The 21,330-nt window shown below is 72.2% G+C and carries 16 protein-coding genes, 1 pseudogene and 1 riboswitch; of the genes and pseudogenes, 3 read left to right on the top strand and 14 right to left on the bottom strand.

Going from position 1 to position 21,330, the window contains the following annotated elements:
- Positions 1-4: 4 nt before the first annotated feature.
- A complete protein-coding gene (locus tag AC07FJ_RS18895; RefSeq protein ID WP_479050277.1) occupies positions 5-670 on the top strand; it encodes a transcriptional regulator in 666 nt (221 codons plus the stop codon).
- A gap of 110 nt (positions 671-780) precedes the next feature.
- On the opposite strand, the gene AC07FJ_RS18890 is transcribed toward AC07FJ_RS18895, so the two are convergent.
- The gene (locus AC07FJ_RS18890; RefSeq protein ID WP_479050275.1) at positions 781-2,226 is read right to left on the bottom strand and encodes a nucleobase:cation symporter-2 family protein; all 1,446 of its coding nucleotides are present in this window, start codon (positions 2,224-2,226) and stop codon (positions 781-783) included.
- Between the two features lie 612 nt (positions 2,227-2,838).
- A riboswitch (cyclic di-AMP (ydaO/yuaA leader) is annotated at positions 2,839-3,009 on the top strand.
- Between the two features lie 4 nt (positions 3,010-3,013).
- Here AC07FJ_RS18890 and AC07FJ_RS18885 point away from each other — a divergent pair.
- A complete protein-coding gene (locus AC07FJ_RS18885; RefSeq protein WP_479050273.1) occupies positions 3,014-3,772 on the top strand; it encodes a LysM peptidoglycan-binding domain-containing protein in 759 nt (252 codons plus the stop codon).
- A 7-nt stretch (positions 3,773-3,779) separates the two neighbouring features.
- Here the strand turns inward: AC07FJ_RS18885 and AC07FJ_RS18880 are convergent, their stop codons facing one another.
- The 13 genes and pseudogenes from AC07FJ_RS18880 to AC07FJ_RS18820 form a co-directional block, all read right to left on the bottom strand.
- Complete coding sequence (locus tag AC07FJ_RS18880) at positions 3,780-4,055, bottom strand: hypothetical protein (RefSeq protein WP_479050271.1); 276 nt, start codon at positions 4,053-4,055, stop codon at positions 3,780-3,782.
- Between the two features lie 86 nt (positions 4,056-4,141).
- Positions 4,142-4,897: a methyltransferase domain-containing protein gene (locus AC07FJ_RS18875; RefSeq protein ID WP_479050270.1), complete on the bottom strand. Its 756-nt coding sequence runs from the start codon at positions 4,895-4,897 to the stop codon at positions 4,142-4,144.
- Positions 4,898-4,947: 50 nt separating this feature from the next.
- Complete coding sequence (locus tag AC07FJ_RS18870) at positions 4,948-6,162, bottom strand: aminotransferase class V-fold PLP-dependent enzyme (RefSeq protein WP_479050268.1); 1,215 nt, start codon at positions 6,160-6,162, stop codon at positions 4,948-4,950.
- A 1-nt stretch (position 6,163) separates the two neighbouring features.
- On the bottom strand, positions 6,164-7,486 hold the full coding sequence (locus AC07FJ_RS18865) for a pyridoxal-phosphate dependent enzyme (RefSeq protein ID WP_479050266.1): 1,323 nt from the start codon (positions 7,484-7,486) through the stop codon (positions 6,164-6,166).
- Positions 7,483-8,985, bottom strand: a complete 1,503-nt coding sequence (locus tag AC07FJ_RS18860; RefSeq protein WP_479050265.1) for a Y4yA family PLP-dependent enzyme — start codon at positions 8,983-8,985, stop codon at positions 7,483-7,485. Before AC07FJ_RS18860 ends, AC07FJ_RS18865 begins: the two co-directional genes overlap by 4 nt.
- Before the next feature lie 143 nt (positions 8,986-9,128).
- Positions 9,129-10,220, bottom strand: a complete 1,092-nt coding sequence (locus AC07FJ_RS18855; RefSeq protein WP_479050263.1) for an acyltransferase family protein — start codon at positions 10,218-10,220, stop codon at positions 9,129-9,131.
- Between the two features lie 243 nt (positions 10,221-10,463).
- Complete coding sequence (locus AC07FJ_RS18850; protein ID WP_479050261.1) at positions 10,464-12,218, bottom strand: lectin; 1,755 nt, start codon at positions 12,216-12,218, stop codon at positions 10,464-10,466.
- Positions 12,219-12,247: 29 nt separating this feature from the next.
- The gene (locus AC07FJ_RS18845; protein ID WP_479050846.1) at positions 12,248-15,043 is read right to left on the bottom strand and encodes a lectin; all 2,796 of its coding nucleotides are present in this window, start codon (positions 15,041-15,043) and stop codon (positions 12,248-12,250) included.
- Between the two features lie 291 nt (positions 15,044-15,334).
- Positions 15,335-15,808 (bottom strand): annotated as a pseudogene (locus AC07FJ_RS18840) (LuxR C-terminal-related transcriptional regulator); the annotation flags it as partial.
- Positions 15,809-16,445: 637 nt separating this feature from the next.
- A complete protein-coding gene (locus AC07FJ_RS18835; protein ID WP_479050259.1) occupies positions 16,446-17,258 on the bottom strand; it encodes an ABC transporter permease in 813 nt (270 codons plus the stop codon).
- Positions 17,255-18,160 carry an ABC transporter ATP-binding protein gene (locus AC07FJ_RS18830; protein WP_479050257.1) on the bottom strand — a complete coding sequence of 302 codons (906 nt, stop codon included), beginning with the start codon at positions 18,158-18,160 and terminating at the stop codon, positions 17,255-17,257. The genes AC07FJ_RS18835 and AC07FJ_RS18830 overlap by 4 nt, the downstream gene beginning before the upstream one ends.
- A gap of 132 nt (positions 18,161-18,292) precedes the next feature.
- On the bottom strand, positions 18,293-19,219 hold the full coding sequence (locus tag AC07FJ_RS18825; protein WP_479050255.1) for a hypothetical protein: 927 nt from the start codon (positions 19,217-19,219) through the stop codon (positions 18,293-18,295).
- A 60-nt stretch (positions 19,220-19,279) separates the two neighbouring features.
- Positions 19,280-20,131 carry a UbiA family prenyltransferase gene (locus AC07FJ_RS18820; RefSeq protein WP_479050253.1) on the bottom strand — a complete coding sequence of 284 codons (852 nt, stop codon included), beginning with the start codon at positions 20,129-20,131 and terminating at the stop codon, positions 19,280-19,282.
- Positions 20,132-20,226: 95 nt separating this feature from the next.
- On the opposite strand from AC07FJ_RS18820, the gene AC07FJ_RS18815 reads away from it, so the two are divergent.
- The gene (locus AC07FJ_RS18815; RefSeq protein WP_361423281.1) at positions 20,227-21,294 is read left to right on the top strand and encodes a type III polyketide synthase; all 1,068 of its coding nucleotides are present in this window, start codon (positions 20,227-20,229) and stop codon (positions 21,292-21,294) included.
- The last annotated feature ends 36 nt before the right edge of the window (positions 21,295-21,330 follow it).

Here is a 21,330-nt window from a genome sequence, read left to right as displayed (position 1 = left end):
CCGGATGGGCCTGACGACCTCACAGGTGGCCCAGTCCATGGCGGCGTGCGGTGTTCCCGTCCACCCGGACCTGATCGCCGCCTGGGAACAGGGCTCCCATCTCCCCTCGGAAACCCACCTCTTCGCCCTCGCCGACGTGCTGTGGTGTCCCGCCACCGCGCTCATGGGGATCGAGCCGCGCACGCTGGCGGAACACCGGCTGGCCCGGCAGCTGAGCGTGGAGCGGTTGGCGGACCGGATCGGCATGGACCCCGCCGCGTACCGGGCGGCGGAGGCGGCGCACCGCTGGGACGGCGACATCCGGCAGACCAGGGCCCTGGTGGAGGCCCTGGGGCTGTCCCTGCGCGGGCTGGTGAGCATCTTGGGCCGCGACGAGGAGCTGGCCGGGCTCCTGCGTACGGCCATCGAGGGACGCTGGAAGGTGTACGTGACGCCCGTCGCGGAGATCGTCGTCGTCGACGAGACCTCGGTGGGCGACGCCCTGCGCACGATGCACACCGAGTTCGCGGGGTTCGCCGAGCGGTACATGGGCCACCTGATGGCCCGCAACGACGACTCCCGGCTGAAGGAGGTCGCCGCGGAGCGCTCGGCGTTCCTGCACCGGCTCGTGGACCACTTCTGGGAGCTGATCGGGGAGGTGGGCGACGAGCCACCGCCACGCGGATTCTGAGCGCACGAGGCGCGGACGGCCGACGGCCCCCGGATGTCCGGGGGCCGTCGGTCGTCCTGCCGCGCTGTGCGCTGCCGCGCTGTGCGCTGCCGCGCTGTGGTAAGAAGGGCTCAGTGCCACGCGCCGGCGCCGGGGGCCGGCTGGGCGGCGGGGTGGGCGGGTCCGGCGGGCGGGGTCTCGTCCTCGTAGTCCTCCCAGTCGATCTCCATCGCCTTGCGCCGCGTGAACGCGTTGAAGAACAGGTTCAGCACGAGGGCGGTGAGACCGCCCAGCGTGATGCCGCTGTCCAGCACCGCCCGTACGTCGTCCGGCATGCGCTCGAAGAACGGCTTGACCGTCGTGGGCAGCATCGCCGCGCCGAGGCTCACCGCCAGGATGATGGCGTTGCGCTCCTCGCGCAGGTCCACCTTGGCGAGGATCTGGATGCCGACCGCCGCGACCATGCCGAACATCGAGATCGCCGCGCCGCCGAGCACGGGGTGCGGGATCGCGGCGACCAGGCTGCCGGCCTTCGGCAGGAGCCCCAGCAGGATCATGAAGACACCGGCGGCCACCACCACGAAGCGGCTCACCACCTTGGACATGCGGACGAGTCCGATGTTCTCCGCGAATGCCACATAAGGGAAGGAGTTGAATATTCCGCCCAGCATCGTGGAGACGCCGTCGGCCCGCAGCGCGCGCGTGACGGTGTCGCTGTCGACCTTCTTCCGGGAGATCTCACCGATGGCGTACACGTCGCCGGTCGTCTCCACCATCGTGATCAGCATGACGACGACCATGGCGATGATGGGCAGCAGCTCGAACTGCGGCATGCCGTAGTGGAAGGGTGTGGTGACGCCGAACCAGTCGGCGTCCGCCACCGCGTCGAAGTGTGCGTCCCCCAGGAGCCAGGCGACGGCCGTGCCCACGACGAGTCCGATGAGTACGGCGAGGCTGCTGAGGAACGGCTTGCCGAGCCGGACCACGACCAGGATCAGGAGCAGGGTGCCGAGCGCGTAGGCGAGGTTCTTCCCGGAGCCGTACGCGGGGTCGCCGATGAGGTGGGCGCCGCCGGCGGCGTTCTGGAGGCCCACCGGGATCAGCGTGATGCCGATGATGGTGAGGATCGTGCCGATGACGACGGGCGGGAAGTACTTCACCAGCCGGCCGACGAACGGCGCGAAGAGGAACGTGGCGATGCCGGCCGTGATGACCGCGCCGTAGACGACCAGCAGACCGGCGGTACCACCGCCCGCGCCCATGCCGATCGCGACCATGGGGGAGACGGCGGTGAAGGTCACGCCCTGCACCAGGGGCAGGCGCGCGCCGATCCGCCAGACGCCGAGCGCCTGGATGATCGTGGCGATGCCACAGGTGAGCAGGTCCGCGTTGACCAGGTGGACCAGTTGCTCGTCGGAGAGCCCGAGGGCGTTGCCGAGGAGTACGGGGACGATGACGGCCGCCGCGTAGAACGCGAGGATGTGCTGGAAGCCGTAGAGCGTGAGCTGCGGGAGGGGGAGCAGTTCGTCGACGGGATGCGTCTGCGTCCCGGAGTGCCGTCGGGAGACTCGTGCCATCTCTGCCTTGCCTTACGAGAGGTAGGTGAATGAGAGAGGAGCCGACGCCTCGGAGCCCGGAATGTGTCAGGACGAGGCCTCGCCGGCCCGTACGGAGCCGACGTCTGGCGGAGTTGCCGACACCACGTCGCCCTGCACTGAGATGTGCGTCCTGGTTGGAGGACTTTCCTTCGATCGGCATGGCGAAGCCGCCTTGCGCATGAGATCCGCAGGTGGAGCCGATCGGGGCGCTCACCTTAGTTGACGTCGGACGTTCCTCGCGAGTAACCGGCACGGCACTCACCGCTCCCCCACCCCACAAGACGCACCTTTCGCCCGAATATCTCCGGTTTTACCAATGTTCGTCCGACTCGCCTCGGTTCTCCGATAAGGCGACCCCGAGGGCGATTTGCTCGCGCCGTGACATGACTCACCTCCCGTTATTCGGGGTGCACGTCCTCCGCACCGCATTTCCCCTGCTGGGACAGGGAATTGACTTTCCGGCAGAACTCCCTTCATGGCATTTCCGTAATCGCGCGTGCGCTCTTCACGACTTGTTCCGGCCCGAGGCTCTCGCTTACCGTCACCGCAATCCGGTCGGACCGCCGAATCCTGCCGCCGTCCGGAAACCGCACCCACCCACCACCGACGTACGGCAGGAGCGGGGGAACCAGGTAAGCCGCCGGTCCGTGTATACGGAACGGCTTGGGGTGAAGTCATGTGCGCACGCGGTCGCGTGCGGATACGGCCGGGCATCTCCAGCCCGAACCCGACAGCTCACCTCGCAGGCGACGGAGAGGAATCCGCCATGCCCGCACAGGGTAAGCACCGCCGCCCCAAGAACAATCCGCTCGCACGCCGTGTCGCCGCCGCCGGCACGGGCGGCGCCGCACTCGCCCTTCCCCTCTTCGGCGCGACCGCGGCCGAGGCGGCACCGAACGCGGTGCCGAACGTTGTGCCTTCCGCGGCCGTGGAAAAGGCCCCGGCGAAGCCCGCCACGTATACCGTGGTCGCGGGTGACACCCTTTCCGAGATCGCGGCGGACCGTGGCGTCAGCGGCGGCTGGCAGAAGCTGTACGAGGACAACAAGTCGGTGGTCGGCGACAACCCGTCGCTCATTCGCCCCGGCATGAAGCTCACCATCGGCGCGAAGGCCAAGGCCAAGGCCGCGCCCGCCGCGCCCGCCGCCGCCGAGCGGGCCAGCCGCTCCACCGTGCGGCCGGCGCTCGCGAAGCCCGCGACGTACGCGAACAACCTCGACGGCTGGATCAAGGAAGCGCTCGCCATCATGGCCGAACGCGGCATTCCCGGCTCGTACGACGGGATCCACCGCAACATCATGCGCGAGTCCTCGGGCAACCCGCTGGCCATCAACAACTGGGACTCCAACGCCGCCGCGGGCACCCCGTCCAAGGGCCTGCTCCAGGTCATCGACCCGACGTTCCGGGCGTACCACGTGCCCGGCACGTCGACCGACCCGTACGACCCGGTCGCCAACATCACCGCGGCCTGCAACTACGCGGCCGACCGGTACGGGTCGATCGACAACGTCTTCGGCGCCTACTGACGGGCGCCTACCGACGGGGCACGGTCGCCCCGCCGCCGGACCGTACGGCTTCCACGACGGCGTCGTGCAGCACGCGGCTGGCCTCCTCCGACGAGCACGGCACGGGGCTGCCGCTCATCGGGAACCAGTCGGAGGCCCCGCTGTGCTGCACGGCCACCCGCGCCTCGCCGTCGACCCAGGTCGTGTGCACGTCGAGTTCACCGGTGATGACACCGACCGTGTCGGTGCTCACGCCACCGCGTCCGGCGTAGACCCGGACCGTCGTCCACGATGCCCATGTCACGTTCCCATGCTGACCCCGCTCCGCCGGTCGCGCGACCGGCGGAGCGGGGCGGTTGCGTGAAGGAGCCGTGACGCTACGGCGCGTGGTCAGCGCACGGCCACGAGGACGTGGTTGTTGCCGAACTGCCAGACGGCTCCCGCCTCCTCGAAGCCTGCTTCGCGCAGCAGGGCGAGGTGCCCGGAGAGGGTCAGGTCGTTGCCCTCGCAGCGCGGGTGCCGGTGGTGGCGGTGGGCGGAGAACAGGGCGGCCAGCTCCGGGTCCGCGGCGACCCCGGACCACCAGGTCTCCCAGTCGTCGTCCGCGACGGCCGGTTCCCGCTCGGCCCGGCGCCGCCCGATGTGCAGGGCCAGCTCGCCGACCTTGGCGGAGTCGGGACAGATGTGGTCGCAGTTGACGAGGACCCCGCCGGGGCGCAACCGCCCGGCGAGGTCGCGGTAGACCCGGCGCAGGGTCCGTTCGCTGAGGTAGTGCAGCGCCGTCGTGGAGACGGCAGCGTCCACCGGACCGTCCGTCCCGGCGGCGTCGAGCCAGCCGGGCTCGCCGATGACGGCCTCCACGTACCGCACGGCCGGTCCGTAGTAGGCCCGGCCGAGCTCCAGCAGGCGCGGGTCGGCGTCGACCGCCACGACCCGGGCGCGGGGCATCCGGCGGGCCAGTCGCGCGGCCAGCGAGCCGGGCCCGCTGCCCAGGTCGAGGACGAGGGGCGCCCGCCGGCCCGCCGTCACGCCCTCGACAACGTCGGCGATGACGGTGAACGCCTCCTCGCGGTCGACCGCGTAGCGCTGCTGCTGCCTCTCCCAGCGGTCCACCCATCGCGCGGCCGCCACCGTACTGACACTCATGTCCTCTCGCGCCCCTGCCTTCTCACCACACCTCTAAACGGTCATGGAAATCATTGCAGACTGGCGAGCGCGGCGAGCAGCCCGTCGATCTCCTCGGGTGCGTTGTACACATGCAGGCTGATCCGCACCGAGCCGTCCTCCGGGTCCGTCCCCGCCTGGCAGTGGCTGTCGGAGCGCACCATGAAGCCGTGGCTGTAGAGGATGAAGCCGAGGTCCTGGGAGCCGATCCCGCGGTGCCGGAAGGTGACGATGTGTCTGCGGCGCTGCACCGTGGAGGCGGCGTCCAGGCTGGAGCGGCAGCCCAGCACCTCGTAGGCGTCCATCCGGGCCAGTCCGTCGGTCAGCCGGGCCGCCAGGGCCACGGTCCACCGTTCGATGCGGTCCGTACCCGCCTCCTCCAGCCAGTCGAGGGCCGCCGTGAGGCTGACGACACCGGCCGTGTTCGGGGTGCCCTCCCAGCCGCCCGGCCGGAACTCCGGACCGCGCCGGCCGCGCGCCCAGATCGCGCCCGTGCCGGGCAGGGCCAGCGCCTTGTGGCCGGAGAAGACGACGAAGTCCACGTCGAGCTCGGCGACCGAGACGGGCAGGTGGCCCACGCTCTGGGCGGCGTCCAGACAGATCGGTACGTCGGGGCCGACCACCGCGCGGACGCGGTGCACGTTCATGTCGGCGCCGTAGACGTGGTGCACGTGGGTGGCCGCGACGAAGCGGGTGCGCGGGCCCGCCACGCGGGCGAGCGCCTCGGGGTCGTAGTCCCCCGAGCTCGCCTGGTAGGGCAGCTCCCGCAGGCGTATCCGCACGCCCTGCCGGGCCAGCAGCCGCTCGGTCTCGCGCCACGGCGCGAGGTTGGCCTGGTGGTCGGCGAACGGCACCACGATCTCGTCACCGTCGCGGAGCAGCTCCGGCAGCCAGTCGCGGGCGACGGTGCGCAGCCCCTCCGAGGCCCCGCTGGTGAAGTGCACCGCCGAGCGCTCCGGCTGCGGGTCGCCCAGGAACCGCTTGACCCGGTCCCGGGCGCCCTCGACCAGCGCGGTGGTGTGGTTGGCCCACGGGTAGGAGCCGCGGCCGGCGTTCGCGTTGGAGGTGGTCAGGTAGGTGTGGGCGGCGTCGAGGACGGCCCGCGGCTTCTGGGCCGTGGCCGCGCTGTCCAGGTACGCCGACTCGGGATGGGCCGCGATCTGCGGGAACTGGGCGCGCAGCGGGCGCTGCCACTCCGCCAGCTCCTTCAGATCGCCCTCGGTGTCGTGTCCCGTCTCGTACGCCATGTCAGTCACGCACCAGGGGCGCGCCCGCGTCGCGCCACGCGATGATGCCGCCCGCGAGGCTCCGTACGTCCGGATGCCCCATGCGCGTCAGCAGCGCCGCGTACCGGGCGGACTTCTCCCCGACGGGGCAGGCGAGCAGCACGGGCCGGCTCTTGCTGAACGGCAGGCCGCCGCGGACCAGTTCGTCGAAGAGCTCGTCGACGATGTTGACGGAGCCGTCGATGTGGAGGGCTCCGTACGCGAACGGGCCGCGCAGGTCGACCACGAGGGGGTTCTCCGCCGCGATCCACTTCCTCGCGTCGGCGACGTCGATGACCGTGGCCGAGCGCACTTCCCCGTCCGAGAGCGTCGCCACGGAGTTCTTCACCGGGGGCAGCCCGAACAGCTCGGGCCTGCGCTTGCGGACGTAGCCGAGGTAGCTCTCGACGCGGTCGCAGACGATGAAGACGGCCGTGCGGCGGCCCCCGGTCCCCTCCGCGTCGAGCGCCCGCAGGTGGCGCACGGCGCCGTGGTAGGCGGCGCCCCCGGTGGGCCCGGCGAGGATGCCGCAGCGGCGGACCAGCGTCAGCATGCCGTCGATGGCGTCGTCCGCGCCCACCGTGTCGAGGGTGTCGTACGTCGCCGGGTCGAACAGGCCGACCTCCTGGACCTCGTCGATGGTGCGGATGCCGGGGATGAAGTCGGACTTCTCGGCGACGAGCCCCACGATCCCGACGCCCGGGGCGTGTCCCCGCAGTGCCCGGGCCACGCCCGAGGAGGAGCCGGCGGTGCCCACGCAGGCGATGAACCAGTCGGGGGCGCGGCCGTCGAGGTCGGCCACGATCTCCGGGCCGGTGCCCTGGGCGTGCGCCTCGGTGTTGCGGGTGTTGAAGTACTGGTCGGTGTGGAGGTGGGCGCTGCCGGGTGCGCCCAACCGCTGGTGGAAGAGGGTGAGGGGGTCGTCGGTGGCGGTCGGGTCGAGGCACTCGCTCTGCCCGGGCAGCTCCTCGATCTCGGCGCCCAGCAGGAGGAGCAGGTCCTTGATCTCGGGTATGCGCATCCGGTTGGTGACGCTCTTGAACCCGAGGCCGTGCATGCCCGCGATGAGGGCGAGCGCCTTGGCGGTGTTGCCGCTGGAGAGTTCGACGATCGTCTCGCCGCGCTCCCGGGCCCCGGGGAGACCGTCGCGGACCATGTTCCAGGCGGCCCGGTCCTTGACCGAACCGAAGGGGTTCATCATCTCCAGCTTCGCGTAGAGGTCGATGCTGCGCAGTCCGTGCACGGCCGGGTCGATGCGGACCAGCGGGGTGTCGCCGATGGCGTCGGTGATGCTCTCGTACCTCATGCCTGTGGTCCCCCAGGGGGTGTGTGCGGCCAGTACTGTTCGTCGAGGCACCAGTGCCAGGAGCCGTCGTCGGCGCGGTGGACGGCGACCTTGCGGGCCACGGGCTGCTGTTGCGCCCGGGTGGCGCCGAAGTCCATGCAGTAGCCGGCGGTGTTGGCGAAGGCGAGCAGGTCGCCGGGGCGCGGCAGCCGGGGCAGGAAAACGGTTCTTCGGGTGATCAGGTCCGCCTCCAGGCAGAGGTTGCCCATGAGGTGGACGCCCACGGGTTCCGGCGGACCGGCGGGCGCGGGGTCCCGGGGCACCAGGACGGGGTCCATCAGGACGCCGTGGTCCTCCAGGCTCACGTCGCCCGCGTTCATCGCGAGGCGTACGAGGGTCTCGCCCGCGTCCGTGCGGCGCACCTCCAGGACCCGGGCGAGCGAGAGCCCGCACTGGTCGGCCAGCGCCCTGCCGGGCTCGGTGTACAGGTCGTGGAGGCTCTCCAGGAGCAGCGTGCCGAGCGGGCGGTCCAGGCCGGGGGCCGGGCGGGAGAGCAGTTCGTCGAGGTAGGCGGCGCCGGTGACCTCGCGGTGGGCCGGGTACAGGCCGAGCGAGCCGCGCAGGGTGCCGTTCTCGGCGTGGAGGCCGTAGCCGTGGCCGCCCCAGGTGAGCGGCGGCCGGCGGCCCATGACGGCGTCGGTGAGCGCCGTGGTGTACCGCTCCCACTGGTCGGCGTGGGCGAGGTAGCCGACGCCGAAGCCGCCGCCGATGTCGATGGCGCGCGGGCCGAACCCCCGCTTGTGCAACTCCTCCATGGCGTGCAGGCAGCCGGCGAGCGCGGTGGCCTTCTCGTCGGGGCTGGTGGTGTCGAGGTGGTACGCGACGCCCACGGGCTCCAGTTGGTCGCGGTGGCGCTCGGCCGTGTCCAGCAGCCGGTCCAGCGAGGCCGCGGGCGTACCGAAGCGGCTGCGGCGGGACAGGCGTCTGACGCCGGTGCCGGTCGCGAAGTCCGACAGGCGCAGCAGCACGCGGACGCGGCGTAACCCGTGCGCACGGACCAGGGCGGCGGCCCGGTCGAGCTCCTCGGCGCCGTCGGCGTTGACGGTGACCCCGGTGAGGACGGCGAGCCAGAGGAAGTCCGGGTCCTTGGGCCCGGTCGCCACGATCCGGTCGGGCCCGAACCCGGCCCCGAGGGCGTGCTGCAGCTCCCCGAGCGAGGCGACGTCGACGCCCACGCCGGGCCCGGTCGCGGCGAGCCGCCGCACCAGGGCGCTGGACCGGTTCGTCTTGTGGGCGAAGAAGATCCGCCCGCCGAGGCTGTGCTGCCGGTAGACGTCGCGGAAGCGCTCGGCGTTCTCGGCGATCTGGTCGGGCAGCAGCACGTTGAGCGGTGATCCGAGCGCGTCGACGAGCGCGTGGAGAAACGCCCCACCCCCCTCCAGCAGCCCCGCCGCGAGGGGCGCCAGCCGCGGCTCCAGGTACAGGGGCGGGTCGTCCGACAACAAGGGGGCGTCCCCCATGGCAGCAGTCCTCCCGACGAGGAAAGCCGACGGCCGTCACGTCGGCCATATGGTCCTATCCACGTCGGCGCCGGTTATGCCGCCCGGCGGGGGCGGGCATGGGCGGGCCGGCCGCATCCTTCGCACGGCCGGGGTTGCCGCGGTCAGCCGTGGCTACGGGGGCCCACACGGTCCACGGCACGGCGAACCCGGCGGGCGAGGGGTTTCTCGGCACACCAGTGGAGGAGCGCTGCCGCGAGCATCATGGACACGCAGGCGACGGCCACGGTGGGCCAGACGCCGATGCGGTCGTCGAGGATGCGGATGACGGCCCAGCCGAACTCGGCGTGGATGAGGTACAGCGGGTAGCTGAGCGCTCCCGCGGTGGCGAGCCAGCGCCACCTGATGCCGTCGAGTAGGTGGAGGGCGATCGCCAGGACCACGAGGTAGCAGCCGGTTATGACGGCCACGGAGACGTAGGGATTCTCGACGAATGCGCCGGGGGCCGCGTCTGCGGCCTTGGCCCGTACGCCGATGTAGGTCTCGTACTGGGCGACCAGCCAGCTCGCCGCAACGAGGCTGGTGCTCTGCAGGTCGGGGCCGAAGCGGTAGATGAGGTACATGGCGATTCCGCCGACGAAGAACGGCGCGTTCCCCGGGGCGGCGAAGATCTCGTACAGCGGAACGACGTCACTCTTGCCCGGCACGAGGGTGCTGGAAAGCAGCCAGAGCCACGCGAACCAGGAGACTCGGGCGTAGCTGAGCCCCTTCCACACCACAAGCAGGAACAGCAGGTAGAAGCAGAGCTCCACCCACAGCGTCCAGTAGACGCCGGCGAGGTTCCGCGCGCCGAGCGCCTTCTGGATCATGGTGAGGTTGGCCAGCGACTCGCTCAGGCTCGGTACGCGCCGCTGTCCGTCCGGCAGGAGGCGCCACAGGAGCGCGACGGCGATGACCGAGACCCAGTAGGCGGGGAAGAGCCGTACGAAGCGCGCGCTGACGAACTGGCGCGGGGTGCGGCCCCAGGCCGACATGCAGATGACGAAACCGCTGATAAGGAAGAACAGCTGGACACCGTAGTGGCCGTATACGGCCACGCCGAAGGCGTTGGGGGCGAAGACCTTGGGGGACTGCTCCCAGTGCGCCTTGAGCGCCGCGTCCACACCGAGGAAGTGGAAGAGCATCACGACGACCGCCGCGATCAGCCGCAGTCCGTCGAGTGCATAGATGCGGCCCCCCGCTGCCGCGGCTTTCACCGGAGTGACGCTCGGCGGCGGCGCCTCCCGTGGGACCGGCTGCGTGGGAGTGCTGACCTGGCTCACTTTGTCCTGCTCTTCCTGTGGGCGCTCGGGGGTGGAGGAAGCCTCAGGACTGTACCAGCGGGTTCGAACGCACGAGCAGCTGACCGTTGCGCCTACGAGGGGCCACGCGGCGTCATGCCCTCTTCTGGGACAGGCGCCGGCCCCGGGAGGTGAGCTGCTCCCGGGGCCGGTCCCCTCCTAGGGCAGGGTCCACTTCTGGTTGGGGCCGGTGTGGCAGGTCCACAGGTGGACCTTCGTGCCGTCGTTCCAGGTCGCCCCTTCGGCGTCCAGGCACTTGCCCGACTGCGGGTTGCGTACGGTTCCGTCGCCCTGTGCCTGCCACTTCTGGGCGCCGGTGCCGTTGCACGTCCACAACTGGATCTTCGTGCCGTCCGCCGTACCGCCACCGCTCACGTCCAGGCACTTGCCGAGCGCCCGGAGCGAGCCGTCACCCGGCACCGTCCACTTCTGCGCCGTCGAACCGGTGCAGGTCCACAGCTGGACCTGCGTACCGTCCGCCGACGAACCACCCGCCACGTCCAGGCACTTGCCGTTGACACCCTTCACCTCACCCGTCCGGGTGGGGGGTGGAGGCGTGGTGCCCGCCGTCTTGACGCGGATGTTGCGGAAGGAGACCTGGTCGCCGTCGCCGTGGTTCTGCAGGCCGATGTGTCCTTGACGCAGGCTGCGGACCGGGTCGGTGTTGGTGAAGTCGTTGATCTTGCGGCCGTTGAGGAAGACCTCCAGCCGTTCGCCGGTGACGCGGATCTCGTACGTGTTCCACTCCCCCGGCGGGTTGAGGGCGGCGTCGCGGGCGGCGGTGTCGGCCGGCTTGAAGCCGTAGACCGAGCCGGTGGTGCGGTCGGGGGTGTCGGTGGCGTCGATCTGGATCTCGTAGCCGTTGTTCACCGCCGACCAGGGGTCGCCGGACGCCGGGAACCCGACGAAGACCCCGGAGTTGTCGTCGTCGGTCATGCGCCAGTCGAGCTTGAGGGAGTAGTCGCCGGTGAACTCCTTCGCGGAGTACCACAGCAGGCCGAGGCCGCCCTGCGAGGTGAGCGTACCGTCGGCGAGGGTGAAGGACCCGGGGCCCGCCTGCTGCCAGCCGGTCGTGCCGGATCCGTCGAAGAGCGCGGTGTAGCCGGACTCGGGACGGCAGTCGGCCTCGGTCATGCCCGCCGCCCAGCGGATGCCGCCGAGCAAGTGCCGGCGGAAGGTCGGTTCGGTGTAGGAGGCCTCGGTGTGGCCGCCTCCGGTGTAGAAGGCGCGGCCGCCCTGGTAGTCCTTGCACCAGGAGATCGGGTGGTCGCCGGCCATGTTGCCGCCGGTGTAGCTCGCCTCGTCGAGCGAGGCCAGGACGTGGGCGGTGGTCCGCGGGTTGGTGCGGTAGTTGTACCACTCGTCGAACCGCTGCCAGCCCGTGCCCAGGTGGGCGGTGGCGTCGTGGGCGCGGTCCTCGACCTTGAGGGTGGCGGTCTGGTTGTGCGGGTGGGAGTGGAACAGCGCTCCGGCGAGGCCCGCGTAGAAGGGCCAGTCGTACTCGGTGTCGGCGGCCGCGTGGATGCCGACGTAGCCACCCCCGCCCTGGACGTACCCCTCGAACGCGGTCTGCTGCGTGGCGTTCAGGACGTCGCCGGTGGTGGAGAGGAAGACGACGGCCTTGTACTGGGCGAGGTTGCCGGCGGTGAACGCCTGGGCGTCCTCGGTCGCGTCCACCGTGAAGTTGTGGGCGCCGCCGAGCTCGCGCAGGGCGGTGACGCCCTCGTCGATGGAGGAGTGGCGGAAGCCCGCCGTCTTGGAGAAGACGAGGATTCTGTACGCGGGGTCGGCGGCGGCTTCCCGGGGGATCGCCGCGGGGGCTGCGGCGGGGGCCGCGACGAGCGCGGGTGCCGCGGCCGTGCACAGCAGGGCTCCGGCGAGCCAGCAGCCCACCCTGGTCAATGTGTGGCGCATGTGTGACACCTCCTTCTCAGGGACGGCGGTTACGGCAGGGTCCACTTCTGGTTGGGGCCGGTGTGACAGGTCCACAGATGGACCTTCGTGCCGTCGTTCCAGGTCGCGCCCTCGGCGTCCAGGCACTTGCCCGACTGCGCGTTGAGCAGCGTCCCGTCGGCACGGGCCTGCCACTTCTGGGCGCCGGTGCCGTTGCACGTCCACAACTGGATCCTCGTGCCGTCCGCCGTACCGCCACCGCTCACGTCCAGGCACTTGCCGAGCGCCCGGAGCGAGCCGTCACCCGGCACCGTCCACTTCTGCGCCGTCGAACCGCTGCAGGTCCACACCTGCACCTGCGTACCGTCCGCCGACGAACCACCCGCCACGTCCAGGCACTTGCCGTTGACACCCTTCACCTCACCCGTCCGGGTACCGGTGCCGGGGGTGGTGAAGTGGAAGTCGTCGACGTCGAAGAGCGCGCCCGTGCCGCCCTTGAAGACGAGGTGGAGGGTGGTGGTGGAGGCGGGCCGGTTGGTCAGCGGGGTGCCGACCTCCTGGAAGGTCTCCCAGCCGCCGGTGACCGGCACCGCCACCGTGCCCAGCAGGGTGCCGGTGGGTGAGCCGGCGCGCACCTCGATGGTGCCGCCCGTGCCGCCGGAGGAGACGCGGGCGGTGAACCGCTCGGCGTCGTCGAGGGCGTACGGCGTGAAGGAGATCCAGTCGCCGTTGTCGATGTAGCCGACCGTCTTGCCGCCGTGGGCGGGGGTGTGGCTGACGACCTGGACGCCCGCGGAGGCGCCGTAGTGCTCGGCCTGGCGGTGGCTGGGCTGGCTGATGTGCTGGTCGTGGCTGGTGAGGGCGGGCTGGCCGTTCGCGCCCTTGTCGGTGTACTCGGCGTCCCAGACGCCGAAGACGTTGGCGTTCGGGTCGTGTTCGCCGTCCGCGATGGTCTGCACCGTGCCGGAGCAGCCGGTCGCGGAGGTCTGCGGGTGGCCGTGGCTGTCGTGGCCGAGGATGAAGGTGACCTTGACCTTGGAGCAGTCGATCGCGCCGTCCTCGGGGTCGGTCACGGTGACCTTGAAGGGCACCGCCGCCCCCGGGTCGATGATCCGGCCGTCCACGGGCAGTTCGAGCTTCACGGTGGGCGCCGTGTTGCCGACGGTCACCTGGACGGAGGCGCTCGCGCTGCGGCCCGTGGAGTCGGAGACGGTGAGGGTGGCGGTGTACTGGCCGTTGGCCGTGTACGTGTGCGACGGGTTCGCTGCGGTCGAGGTGGCACCGTCACCGAACGCCCAGCGGTAGGTCAGCGGGTCGCCGTCGGGATCGGAGCTGCCGGCGGAGGAGAAGGCCACGGTGAGCGGGGCCTTGCCGGAGGTGCGGTCGGCCTTGGCCTGGGCGACCGGGGAGCGGCCTCCGGTGATGTGCTCGATGCGGTAGAGCGCGGAGTTCGCGTCGCCGTTGAAGTAGCCGGTGCCGTAGTCGAGGACGTACAGGGCGCCGTCGGGGCCGAAGGCCATGTCCATCACCTGGGTGCCGCTCCAGGGGAAGGCGTTGATGGACTGGACGGTGCCGTCGGCGGTCTGGGCGATGCGCTTGATCCACTTGCGGCCGAACTCGCCGGCGAAGAAGTTGCCGTCGTAGCTCTGCGGGAACTTCACGGGCGACGTGGAGGCGGCGTCGTAGCGGTAGACCGGTCCGCCCATGGGGGACTCGGAGCCGGAGCCGAACTCGGGGACCGAGCCGCCGTCGTACGGGATCCACGCGGGCTCGGCGGGCGGCAGGTCGGTCAGGCCGGTGTTGCGGGGCGAGGTGTTCTTCGGGGCGGCGCAGGAGAAGGCCGCGCCGGAGGCGCCGGTGGCGAAGTCGTAGTCGGTGTAGGCGGCGTTCTTGCCGACGCAGTAGGGCCAGCCGTAGTTGCCGGCCTTGGTGATGCGGTTGAACTCGACCTGTCCGGCGGGGCCGCGCGAGGGGTTCACGGTGCCCGCGTCCGGTCCGTAGTCCCCGAGGTAGACGGTGCCGGTCGCCTTGTCGACGCTCATCCGGAACGGGTTGCGGAAGCCCATGGCGTAGATCTCGGGGCGGGTCTTCGCCGTGCCGGGGGCGAAGAGGTTGCCGACCGGGATGGTGTACGAGCCGTCGGCGGCCACCTTGATGCGCAGGACCTTGCCGCGCAGGTCGTTGGTGTTGCCGGCGGAGCGCTGGGCGTCGTACGCGGGGTTGCGGGAGGCGCGCTCGTCGATGGGGGTGTAGCCGTCGGAGGCGAAGGGGTTGGAGTCGTCGCCGGTCGACAGGTACAGGTTGCCCTGCGCGTCGAAGTCGATGTCGCCGCCGACGTGGCAGCAGATGCCCCGGCTGGCGGGCACGTCGAGGATCTTCTTCTCGCTGCTGGTGTTCAGGGTGCCGTCGGCGTTGAGGGTGAAGCGGGAGAGCCGGTTCACGCCGTCGTACGGGGCGAAGTCGGCGGCGGTGCCGTCGGCCGGGGCGTCACCGGCCGGGGTGGTGAGCTTGGGCGCGTAGTAGAGGTAGACGTACCGGTTGGCGGCGAAGGCGGGGTCCACGCCAACGCCCTGGAGGCCCTCCTCGTCGTGGGTGTAGACGTCGAGCTTGCCCGAGACCTTGGTGGTGCCCGCGGCGTCGGTGAGGCGGAGGGTGCCGTCGCGCGAGGTGTGCAGCACCGAGCGGTCGGGGAGCACCGCCATGGTCATGGGTTCGCCCGTTTCGGCGACGCCCTTGGCGAGGGTGACCTGCTGGAACTCCTCGGCCGCGGCGGCCGCCGCCGGCGCATCGGGGGGTGGCGCCGCCGTGGCCGGCCCGGCGGGAGCGAGGAGCGCGCCGGCGAGCAGCGCGGTGAGGAGGAGGGCGGGGGTCTGCCGTAACCCTGAGGAACCGAACGTCCGGAACGGTTTTCTGCGCACAGAGTCTCCCGTGGGTGTCCGTGGGGGTCGGCAGGCCGGGGAAGGGACCTGCCGGGGGAGCACCGGCGCGCGCCGTCGCGCCGAAGGTCACCGGCCGTCGACTCATGGCCGGTGCGTTTCAAGGAAGTTAGCGGGCTTGGTCCGGGCGCGTAACCCCTTTCGCACGCGGATTCCCTACTTCTTCCGCACGCAGGACAAAGCGCTCAGGGGTCGCCGCGATCAGCGCTCGGCGGCTCCGGGCTCGCCTCGGCGGCGCCCCAGGATGCCCCGGTCGTATCCGGCGGCGACCGCGGCGGCCCGGTCCTTGACGCCCAACTTGCCGTAGATGTGCGTCAGATGGGTCTTCACCGTGGCTTCGCTGATGAAGAGCTCGACGGCGATCCCGCGGTTGGGGGTGCCCTGCGCGACGAGTTCGAGGACCTCCCGCTCCCGGGCGGAGAGGGACGCGTCGACGGGTGCGGCGGGGTTGCGCACGCGCGTGACGAGCCGGGTCGCGACGGCCGGGGACAGCACGGTGCGGCCCTCGGCGGCGGCGCGGACCGCGGTGAACAGCTCCTCGCGGGGGGCGTCCTTGAGGAGGTAGCCGGTGGCGCCCGCCTCGATGGCGGGGAGCGTGTCGGTGTCGGTGTCGTACGTGGTGAGGACGAGGACCCGGGAGCGGGCGCCGCGCCGGGCGAGCTCGGCGATGGTGGCGGCGCGCTCGGCGGCCTTCTCGGCCTCCTTGGTGCCCAGGTGGGCGAGGCCGATGGCGAGGCCGGCGTTGAGGGCGAACAGGCCGCCGAAGGCGATCCATTGGAGTGGGGATCGGGGCGGGAGCCCACCGGACTGGGAACCGGCCATGGTCAGGGCGACGACGAGCAGCCCGGTCCGCGCCAGGGCGGGCCGGGCCGGCAGGAGGTGGACGGCGTCGAAGTAGCCGACGGAGGCGTACACGGCGAAGAAAGGGTTGAGCCAGGTGAGGGCGAACGCGAGCGCGGTGCGCAGGAGGAAGTAGCCGGTCGAGGCGGGGCTGGGGGCGCCCGGGAGGAGGGTGACCGGGACGGGCCGTGCGCATGCGCCGCCCTCCCCCGGTACGGGAACGGCGGCGGGCAGCCCGCGCTGGTGGGCGGTCCACCAGAGCTGGAGGGCGAGCGCGGCGCCGGTCAGGGCGCCGGCGGCGGCCGTCTCCGGCCCGTCCATGGCCGCCTCCTCGGCCGAGGCCCAGACCGCGGCGAGGAGGGTGGCGACGGTGAGGAGGCCGTACGGGCCCCAGCGGAAGAACTGCTGCCAGCGCTCCTCGAGCGTCGTCCCGCCCCTGCTCACGCTCGTGCTCACGTCGCCCCCCGACTCGTCACTCCCAGCGGAACCAGCGGACCGCCGCACCTGCGGGGACCACCGCCCACAGGGCCATCACCCCGAACACCGCCCACCCCGGCCAGGCACCGCCCGCAGCCGCGTCGAACGCGCGGGAGGCGGCGCCGTACGGGGTCCACTCGACGATCTCGCGCAGCGTACCGGGCATCACCTGGACCGGCACCCAGACGCCCGCGGTGAACATGGCCGGGAAGGCCACGACCGCGCCGACCGCGGTGGCGGCCTTCTGGGTGCGGGAGACCGCGCAGACCGCCGCGCCGAGGGCGAGACTGCCGGCCGTGGCGAGGAGCAGGGCCACGGCGTAGCCGGGGATGTCGCGCGGCAGGGGAACGCCGAACACGAGCCGCCCGGCCGTGACGACGAGGAGGCAGGAGATCAGCACGGCGGCGGCGTGCAGGGCGAACTGCGCGGTGAGGAGGGCGGCCGGGCGGACCGGTGTGGTGGACATCCGGCGCAGGATGCCGCGCTCCCGGTAGCCGGCCAGGACCGGCGGCATGGCCTGGATCCCGGCCATGATGAGGGCGAAGAGCACGGCCACGGGGAGGTAGAGGTCGATCACCCGGCGACCGCCGAGATCGGCGGAGGGCTCGCGGAAGGAAGGGATGAGGCCGAGGACCACGAGGAGCACCGTGGGCGCGGCCATCACCCAGAACAGAGTGCCGGGTTCGCGCGAGAAGAGGCGGACCTCGGCGCGCAGGACCGCCCGGGCGGCGGAGGCGGAGACGGCGGTGGGGGCCGCAGCGGCGGGGGCAGGGGAAGGCGCAGGGGTAGGGGCGGGTGCGGCGTTCATGACTGGTCGGCTCCGGTGAGGTCGAGGTAGGCGTCGTCGAGGGTGGCCTCGGAGATCCGCAGGCCGCGGGCGGTCACGGCGCGGCGGGCGAGCAGGTGGACGAAGGCGTCGACGGTCGCGTCGGTGCCGGTGACGACGGTCCGGCCGTCCCGGGTGTCCACGCCGGCCGCGCCCGGCAGGGCCAGCAGGTCGGCCCGGTCGAGGGGGGTGTCGGCGGCGAAGGAGACGGTGCGGGAGGCGGCGGTGCGGTCGATGAGCCCGGCGGGGGTGTCGAGGGCGGTGACCCGACCCCTGTCGATGACCGCGACCCGGTCGCAGAGGCGCTGGGCCTCCTCCATGAAGTGGGTGACGAGCAGGACCGTCACGCCGTGCGCCCGGACGTCCTCGACCAGCGCCCAGGTGTCGCGCCGGGAGTGCGGGTCGAGTCCGGTGGTGAGCTCGTCGAGGATCACGGCACGCGGGTTGCCGATGAGGGCGAGCGCGACGAACAGCCGCTGCTTCTGTCCGCCGGAGAGCCTGCCGAAGCGCGTCGTCGACTGACCCGCGAGGCCGAGCCGTTCGACCAGGACGCGCCAGTCGGCGGGGCGGTCGTAGAAGGACGCGTACAGGCCGAGGGCCTCCCGGACGGTGAGCTTGGGCTGCAGCTCGCTCTGCTGGAGCTGGACGCCGAGCAGCCGGGTGACCTGCTCGTGGCGGGCGACGGGGTCGAGCCCCGCGACCCGCACGGTCCCGGTGTCGGGGGCGCGCAGGCCCGCGACGCACTCGACGGTGGTGGTCTTGCCGGCGCCGTTGGGGCCGAGGATCCCGAAGATCTCCCCCTCCTCGACCGCGAAGGAGACGCCGTCGACGGCCTTCCGGTCGCCATAGGCCTTGTGCAGGTCCTGAACCTCGATCATGGGCATGGCCCAAGACTCGTCCGCGGCGGCCGCCGGCGGTATCGGCCATCGCGCTCGACCGGCGGTCAACCGATCGGTTGACCGCCGGTACGACCCCGCCGGTACGACCCCGCCGTACCGGCCGCGCGGTGTGCCGGCTCAGCCCAGGTGGACGCGGGCCGCCGCGATCGGGCGGTCGGTCGCCTTGCGCGGGGTCGAGGAGTTGACGCTCCAGCGGTAGCCGGCGAAGAGCTTCGTGGTGGGGTCCGCGTAGAAGACGATGTGGCCGTAGCCGACGCCGTCGTGCTCCGTCCAGCCCGTCGTGCCGTCGGCCGCCTCCTCGATGCGGGTGTCGGGGAAGGCGCGGTAGGTCGCCTCGGCGCCCGCGGAGGCGGCCGGGTTGCCGTGCGGGTCGCTGGTGCAGTCGACGATCTCGAAGACGTACGGGATGACGCCGTCGCCGACCTGGCTGTCGACCGGGGACGCCAGCGTGCCCTTGCGGGCGCGGATCATGACGATGTGCCCCGTGTACGGCTCGGTGGTGGCGTCCGCGTCGTAGTCGAAGGCGACCAGGTCTCCGGGCCGGAGGTTCACCGGCTTGGTGACGCCGGTGAAGTGCGGGATGGACGCCGCGTTCGCGAAGCCCTCGCGGAACTTCTCGGCCGTGGGGTAGAACTTCCCGGCCTCGGTCTTGAAGTACTGGGCGAAGTACTCCCTGGTGGCCCACCCGTACGCCGTCCCGGTGCCGTAGGCGCGCTGCAGGACCATGGTGAGGAACGACGAGCACTGGGCGAGTGCGGAGAACTGCTCCGGGTGGCCGGGCGCGCCCCAGACCAGGGAGGAGTTCTCGTCCGGGAACTGTCCTGCCGCCTTGTAGCGGTTGGCGCCGTCGCTCCAGGGCCGCAGCCGCAGGTAGTCGACGAGGGTCTCGGCCTCGATCTGGTGCGGGAGCTTCGGCTGGTACGGGTTGGGCGTCGGCGCGTCGGCGGCCGACGCGGTGCCCGCCGCCGGGCCGGCCGCCAGCGCGGCGCCCGCGCCTGCGGTGGTGGCCAGCAGTCTTCTGCGGCTGAGCGAGTGACGTGACACGGATGGTCCCCCCGGGTCGGGCTGATCGGAACGAATCCCGCGATCCTATGTGACGGGCCGTCACGTCAGCCCGGCTCCCCGTCCCAGGAGCATCGCCACGTCGACGGCCGCGACCACGATCGCCGCCCGGAACGGCGCCTCGGCGCGCCGACGCCCCACGACCGTGCCGGCGACGGAGACCAGGACGGCCGCCGCCAGGGCGAGCAGGCCCGGGAGGCCGGCGCCCCCCGGCAGCGCCGCCACGGCGGACGCCGCCACCAGCGGAACCGGCATCAGCGCCCGCGCCCGGGCGGGGCCGAGGCGCTGGGGCCAGCCGCGTACGCCCACCGCGAGGTCCGACGGGATGTCGGGCAGCACGTTGGCCAGGTGCGCGCCCACACCCAGCAGCGCGCCGCAGGCGACCACCCACCACGCGGGCCACGGGCTGCCGGGCAGGGCCAGCGCGACGAAGGACGGCAGGGCGGCGAACCCGATCGCGTACGGCAGCCAGGACAGCACCGTCGCCTTCATCCCCAGGTTGTACGCCCAGGCGGCGGCGACCCCGGCGAGGTGGACGCTTCCGGCGAGCGCGCCGCAGGCCAGCGAGAGCGGCACGCTGAGCGCCAGCGCCACGAGGGCCCCGGCCCGTACGGCCGTCAGGCTCACCGCACCGGACACCACCGGCTTGGCGTACCGCCCGGCCGCGCGGTCGCGCCGGGCGTCGACGGCGTCGTTGCACCAGCCGACCGACAGCTGGCCCGCGAGCACCGCGGCCGCCACCAGGAGGCAGCCGCGCGCGTCGTGCCCGGCCGTGGCGGCCAGCGCCGTGACCAGCAGGGTGACGGCCGCCGTGGGCAGCGGGTGACAGGCCCTCGGCAGGCCCGCGCGAAGGGCTCGGCGGCGGGTGGCTACGGCGTCGGTGGTGGCGTCCACGCGGGGATCGTAGGCGCCGGGCGGGCGATCGGGCGGTACGACGGCGCCGCAGGGTGGCAGGCATGAGGGCACGACGACCCCGACCTGGAGCCCTGATGACGCGGATCGCAGCCGTCCACGGAGTCGTGGCGCCGCACCGGCACACCCAGCGCGAGATCACCGACATGGTGGCCCGCACCTGCCTGCCCGCCGGTGCCGACCGGCGCGCGCTCGACCGGCTGCACCGTGGTGCGCGGGTGAACACGCGTCACACGGTGCTGCCGCTGGACCGCTACGGCGGGTTCGACGACTTCGGCCAGGTCAACGACGTCTTCATCGCGGCCGCCGTCGAGCTCGGTGCCGAGGCGGTCACGGGGGCGCTGCGCGAGGCCGGTCTGTCGCCGCGCGACGTGGACCTGCTGGTCTTCACGTCCGTCACGGGGATCGCCGCGCCGTCCGTGGACGCCCGGCTGGCCGGCCTCCTCGGCATGCGGCCGGACGTCAAGCGGATCCCGGTCTTCGGCCTGGGGTGCGTGGCGGGCGCGGCCGGACTGGCCCGGGTCCACGACTACCTGCTGGGCCGCCCGCACGACGTGGCCGTGCTGCTCTCCGTCGAGTTGTGTTCCCTGACCTTCCAGCGGGCGGACGCGTCACCGGCCAACCTGGTCGCCACCGCGCTGTTCGGCGACGGGGCCGGTGCCGTCGTCGCCTGCGGTGCCCGGCGGCAGCCGGCGGCCGGATCCGCCCCGACCGTGGTGGCGAGCCGCAGCCGGCTGTATCCGGACACGGAGCGGCTGCTGGGCTGGGACGTCACCGCTTCCGGTTTCCGCGTCGTCCTCGATCCGGCCGTCCCCGACCTCGTGCGCAAGAGCCTCGCCGAGGACGTCGACGACTTCCTCGCGGACCAGGGGCTGGGGCGGCAGGACGTGACGGCGTGGGTGTGCCACGCGGGCGGGCCCCGGGTCCTGGACGCGGTCGCGGAGGCGCTCGACCTGCCGGGATGTGCCCTGGACGTGAGCCGGCGCACGCTCGCCGAGGTGGGCAACCTGTCGTCCGCCTCGGTGCTGCACGTCCTGCGCGACACGCTGGCGTCCGGCTCCGGGCGGCCGCCGTCGGGCACACCCGGGCTGCTGCTCGCCATGGGGCCCGGCTTCTGTACCGAACTGGTCCTGCTGCGCTGGTGAATCGGGGAGACGGGGAGACGGAGTCGGGAGATGAAC

This window comes from Streptomyces sp. NPDC045998, from assembly GCF_056430285.1.
Note: the sequence above shows the minus strand (reverse complement) of the source record. Positions and strands in the feature narration are given on the sequence as shown.

Excerpts from the sequence above, each read along its gene's own strand:
- AC07FJ_RS18865 (WP_479050266.1), bottom strand. The coding sequence starts at position 7,486 with ATGAGGTACGAGAGCATCACCGACGCCATCGGCGACACCCCGCTGGTC.
- AC07FJ_RS18815 (WP_361423281.1), top strand. The coding sequence starts at position 20,227 with ATGACGCGGATCGCAGCCGTCCACGGAGTCGTGGCGCCGCACCGGCAC.
- AC07FJ_RS18890 (WP_479050275.1), bottom strand. The coding sequence starts at position 2,226 with ATGGCACGAGTCTCCCGACGGCACTCCGGGACGCAGACGCATCCCGTC.
- AC07FJ_RS18860 (WP_479050265.1), bottom strand. The coding sequence starts at position 8,985 with ATGGGGGACGCCCCCTTGTTGTCGGACGACCCGCCCCTGTACCTGGAG.
- AC07FJ_RS18885 (WP_479050273.1), top strand. The coding sequence starts at position 3,014 with ATGCCCGCACAGGGTAAGCACCGCCGCCCCAAGAACAATCCGCTCGCA.
- AC07FJ_RS18875 (WP_479050270.1), bottom strand. The coding sequence starts at position 4,897 with ATGAGTGTCAGTACGGTGGCGGCCGCGCGATGGGTGGACCGCTGGGAG.
- AC07FJ_RS18895 (WP_479050277.1), top strand. The coding sequence starts at position 5 with ATGGGCCTGACGACCTCACAGGTGGCCCAGTCCATGGCGGCGTGCGGT.
- AC07FJ_RS18870 (WP_479050268.1), bottom strand. The coding sequence starts at position 6,162 with ATGGCGTACGAGACGGGACACGACACCGAGGGCGATCTGAAGGAGCTG.
- AC07FJ_RS18835 (WP_479050259.1), bottom strand. The coding sequence starts at position 17,258 with ATGAACGCCGCACCCGCCCCTACCCCTGCGCCTTCCCCTGCCCCCGCC.
- AC07FJ_RS18830 (WP_479050257.1), bottom strand. The coding sequence starts at position 18,160 with ATGCCCATGATCGAGGTTCAGGACCTGCACAAGGCCTATGGCGACCGG.
- AC07FJ_RS18850 (WP_479050261.1), bottom strand. The coding sequence starts at position 12,218 with ATGCGCCACACATTGACCAGGGTGGGCTGCTGGCTCGCCGGAGCCCTG.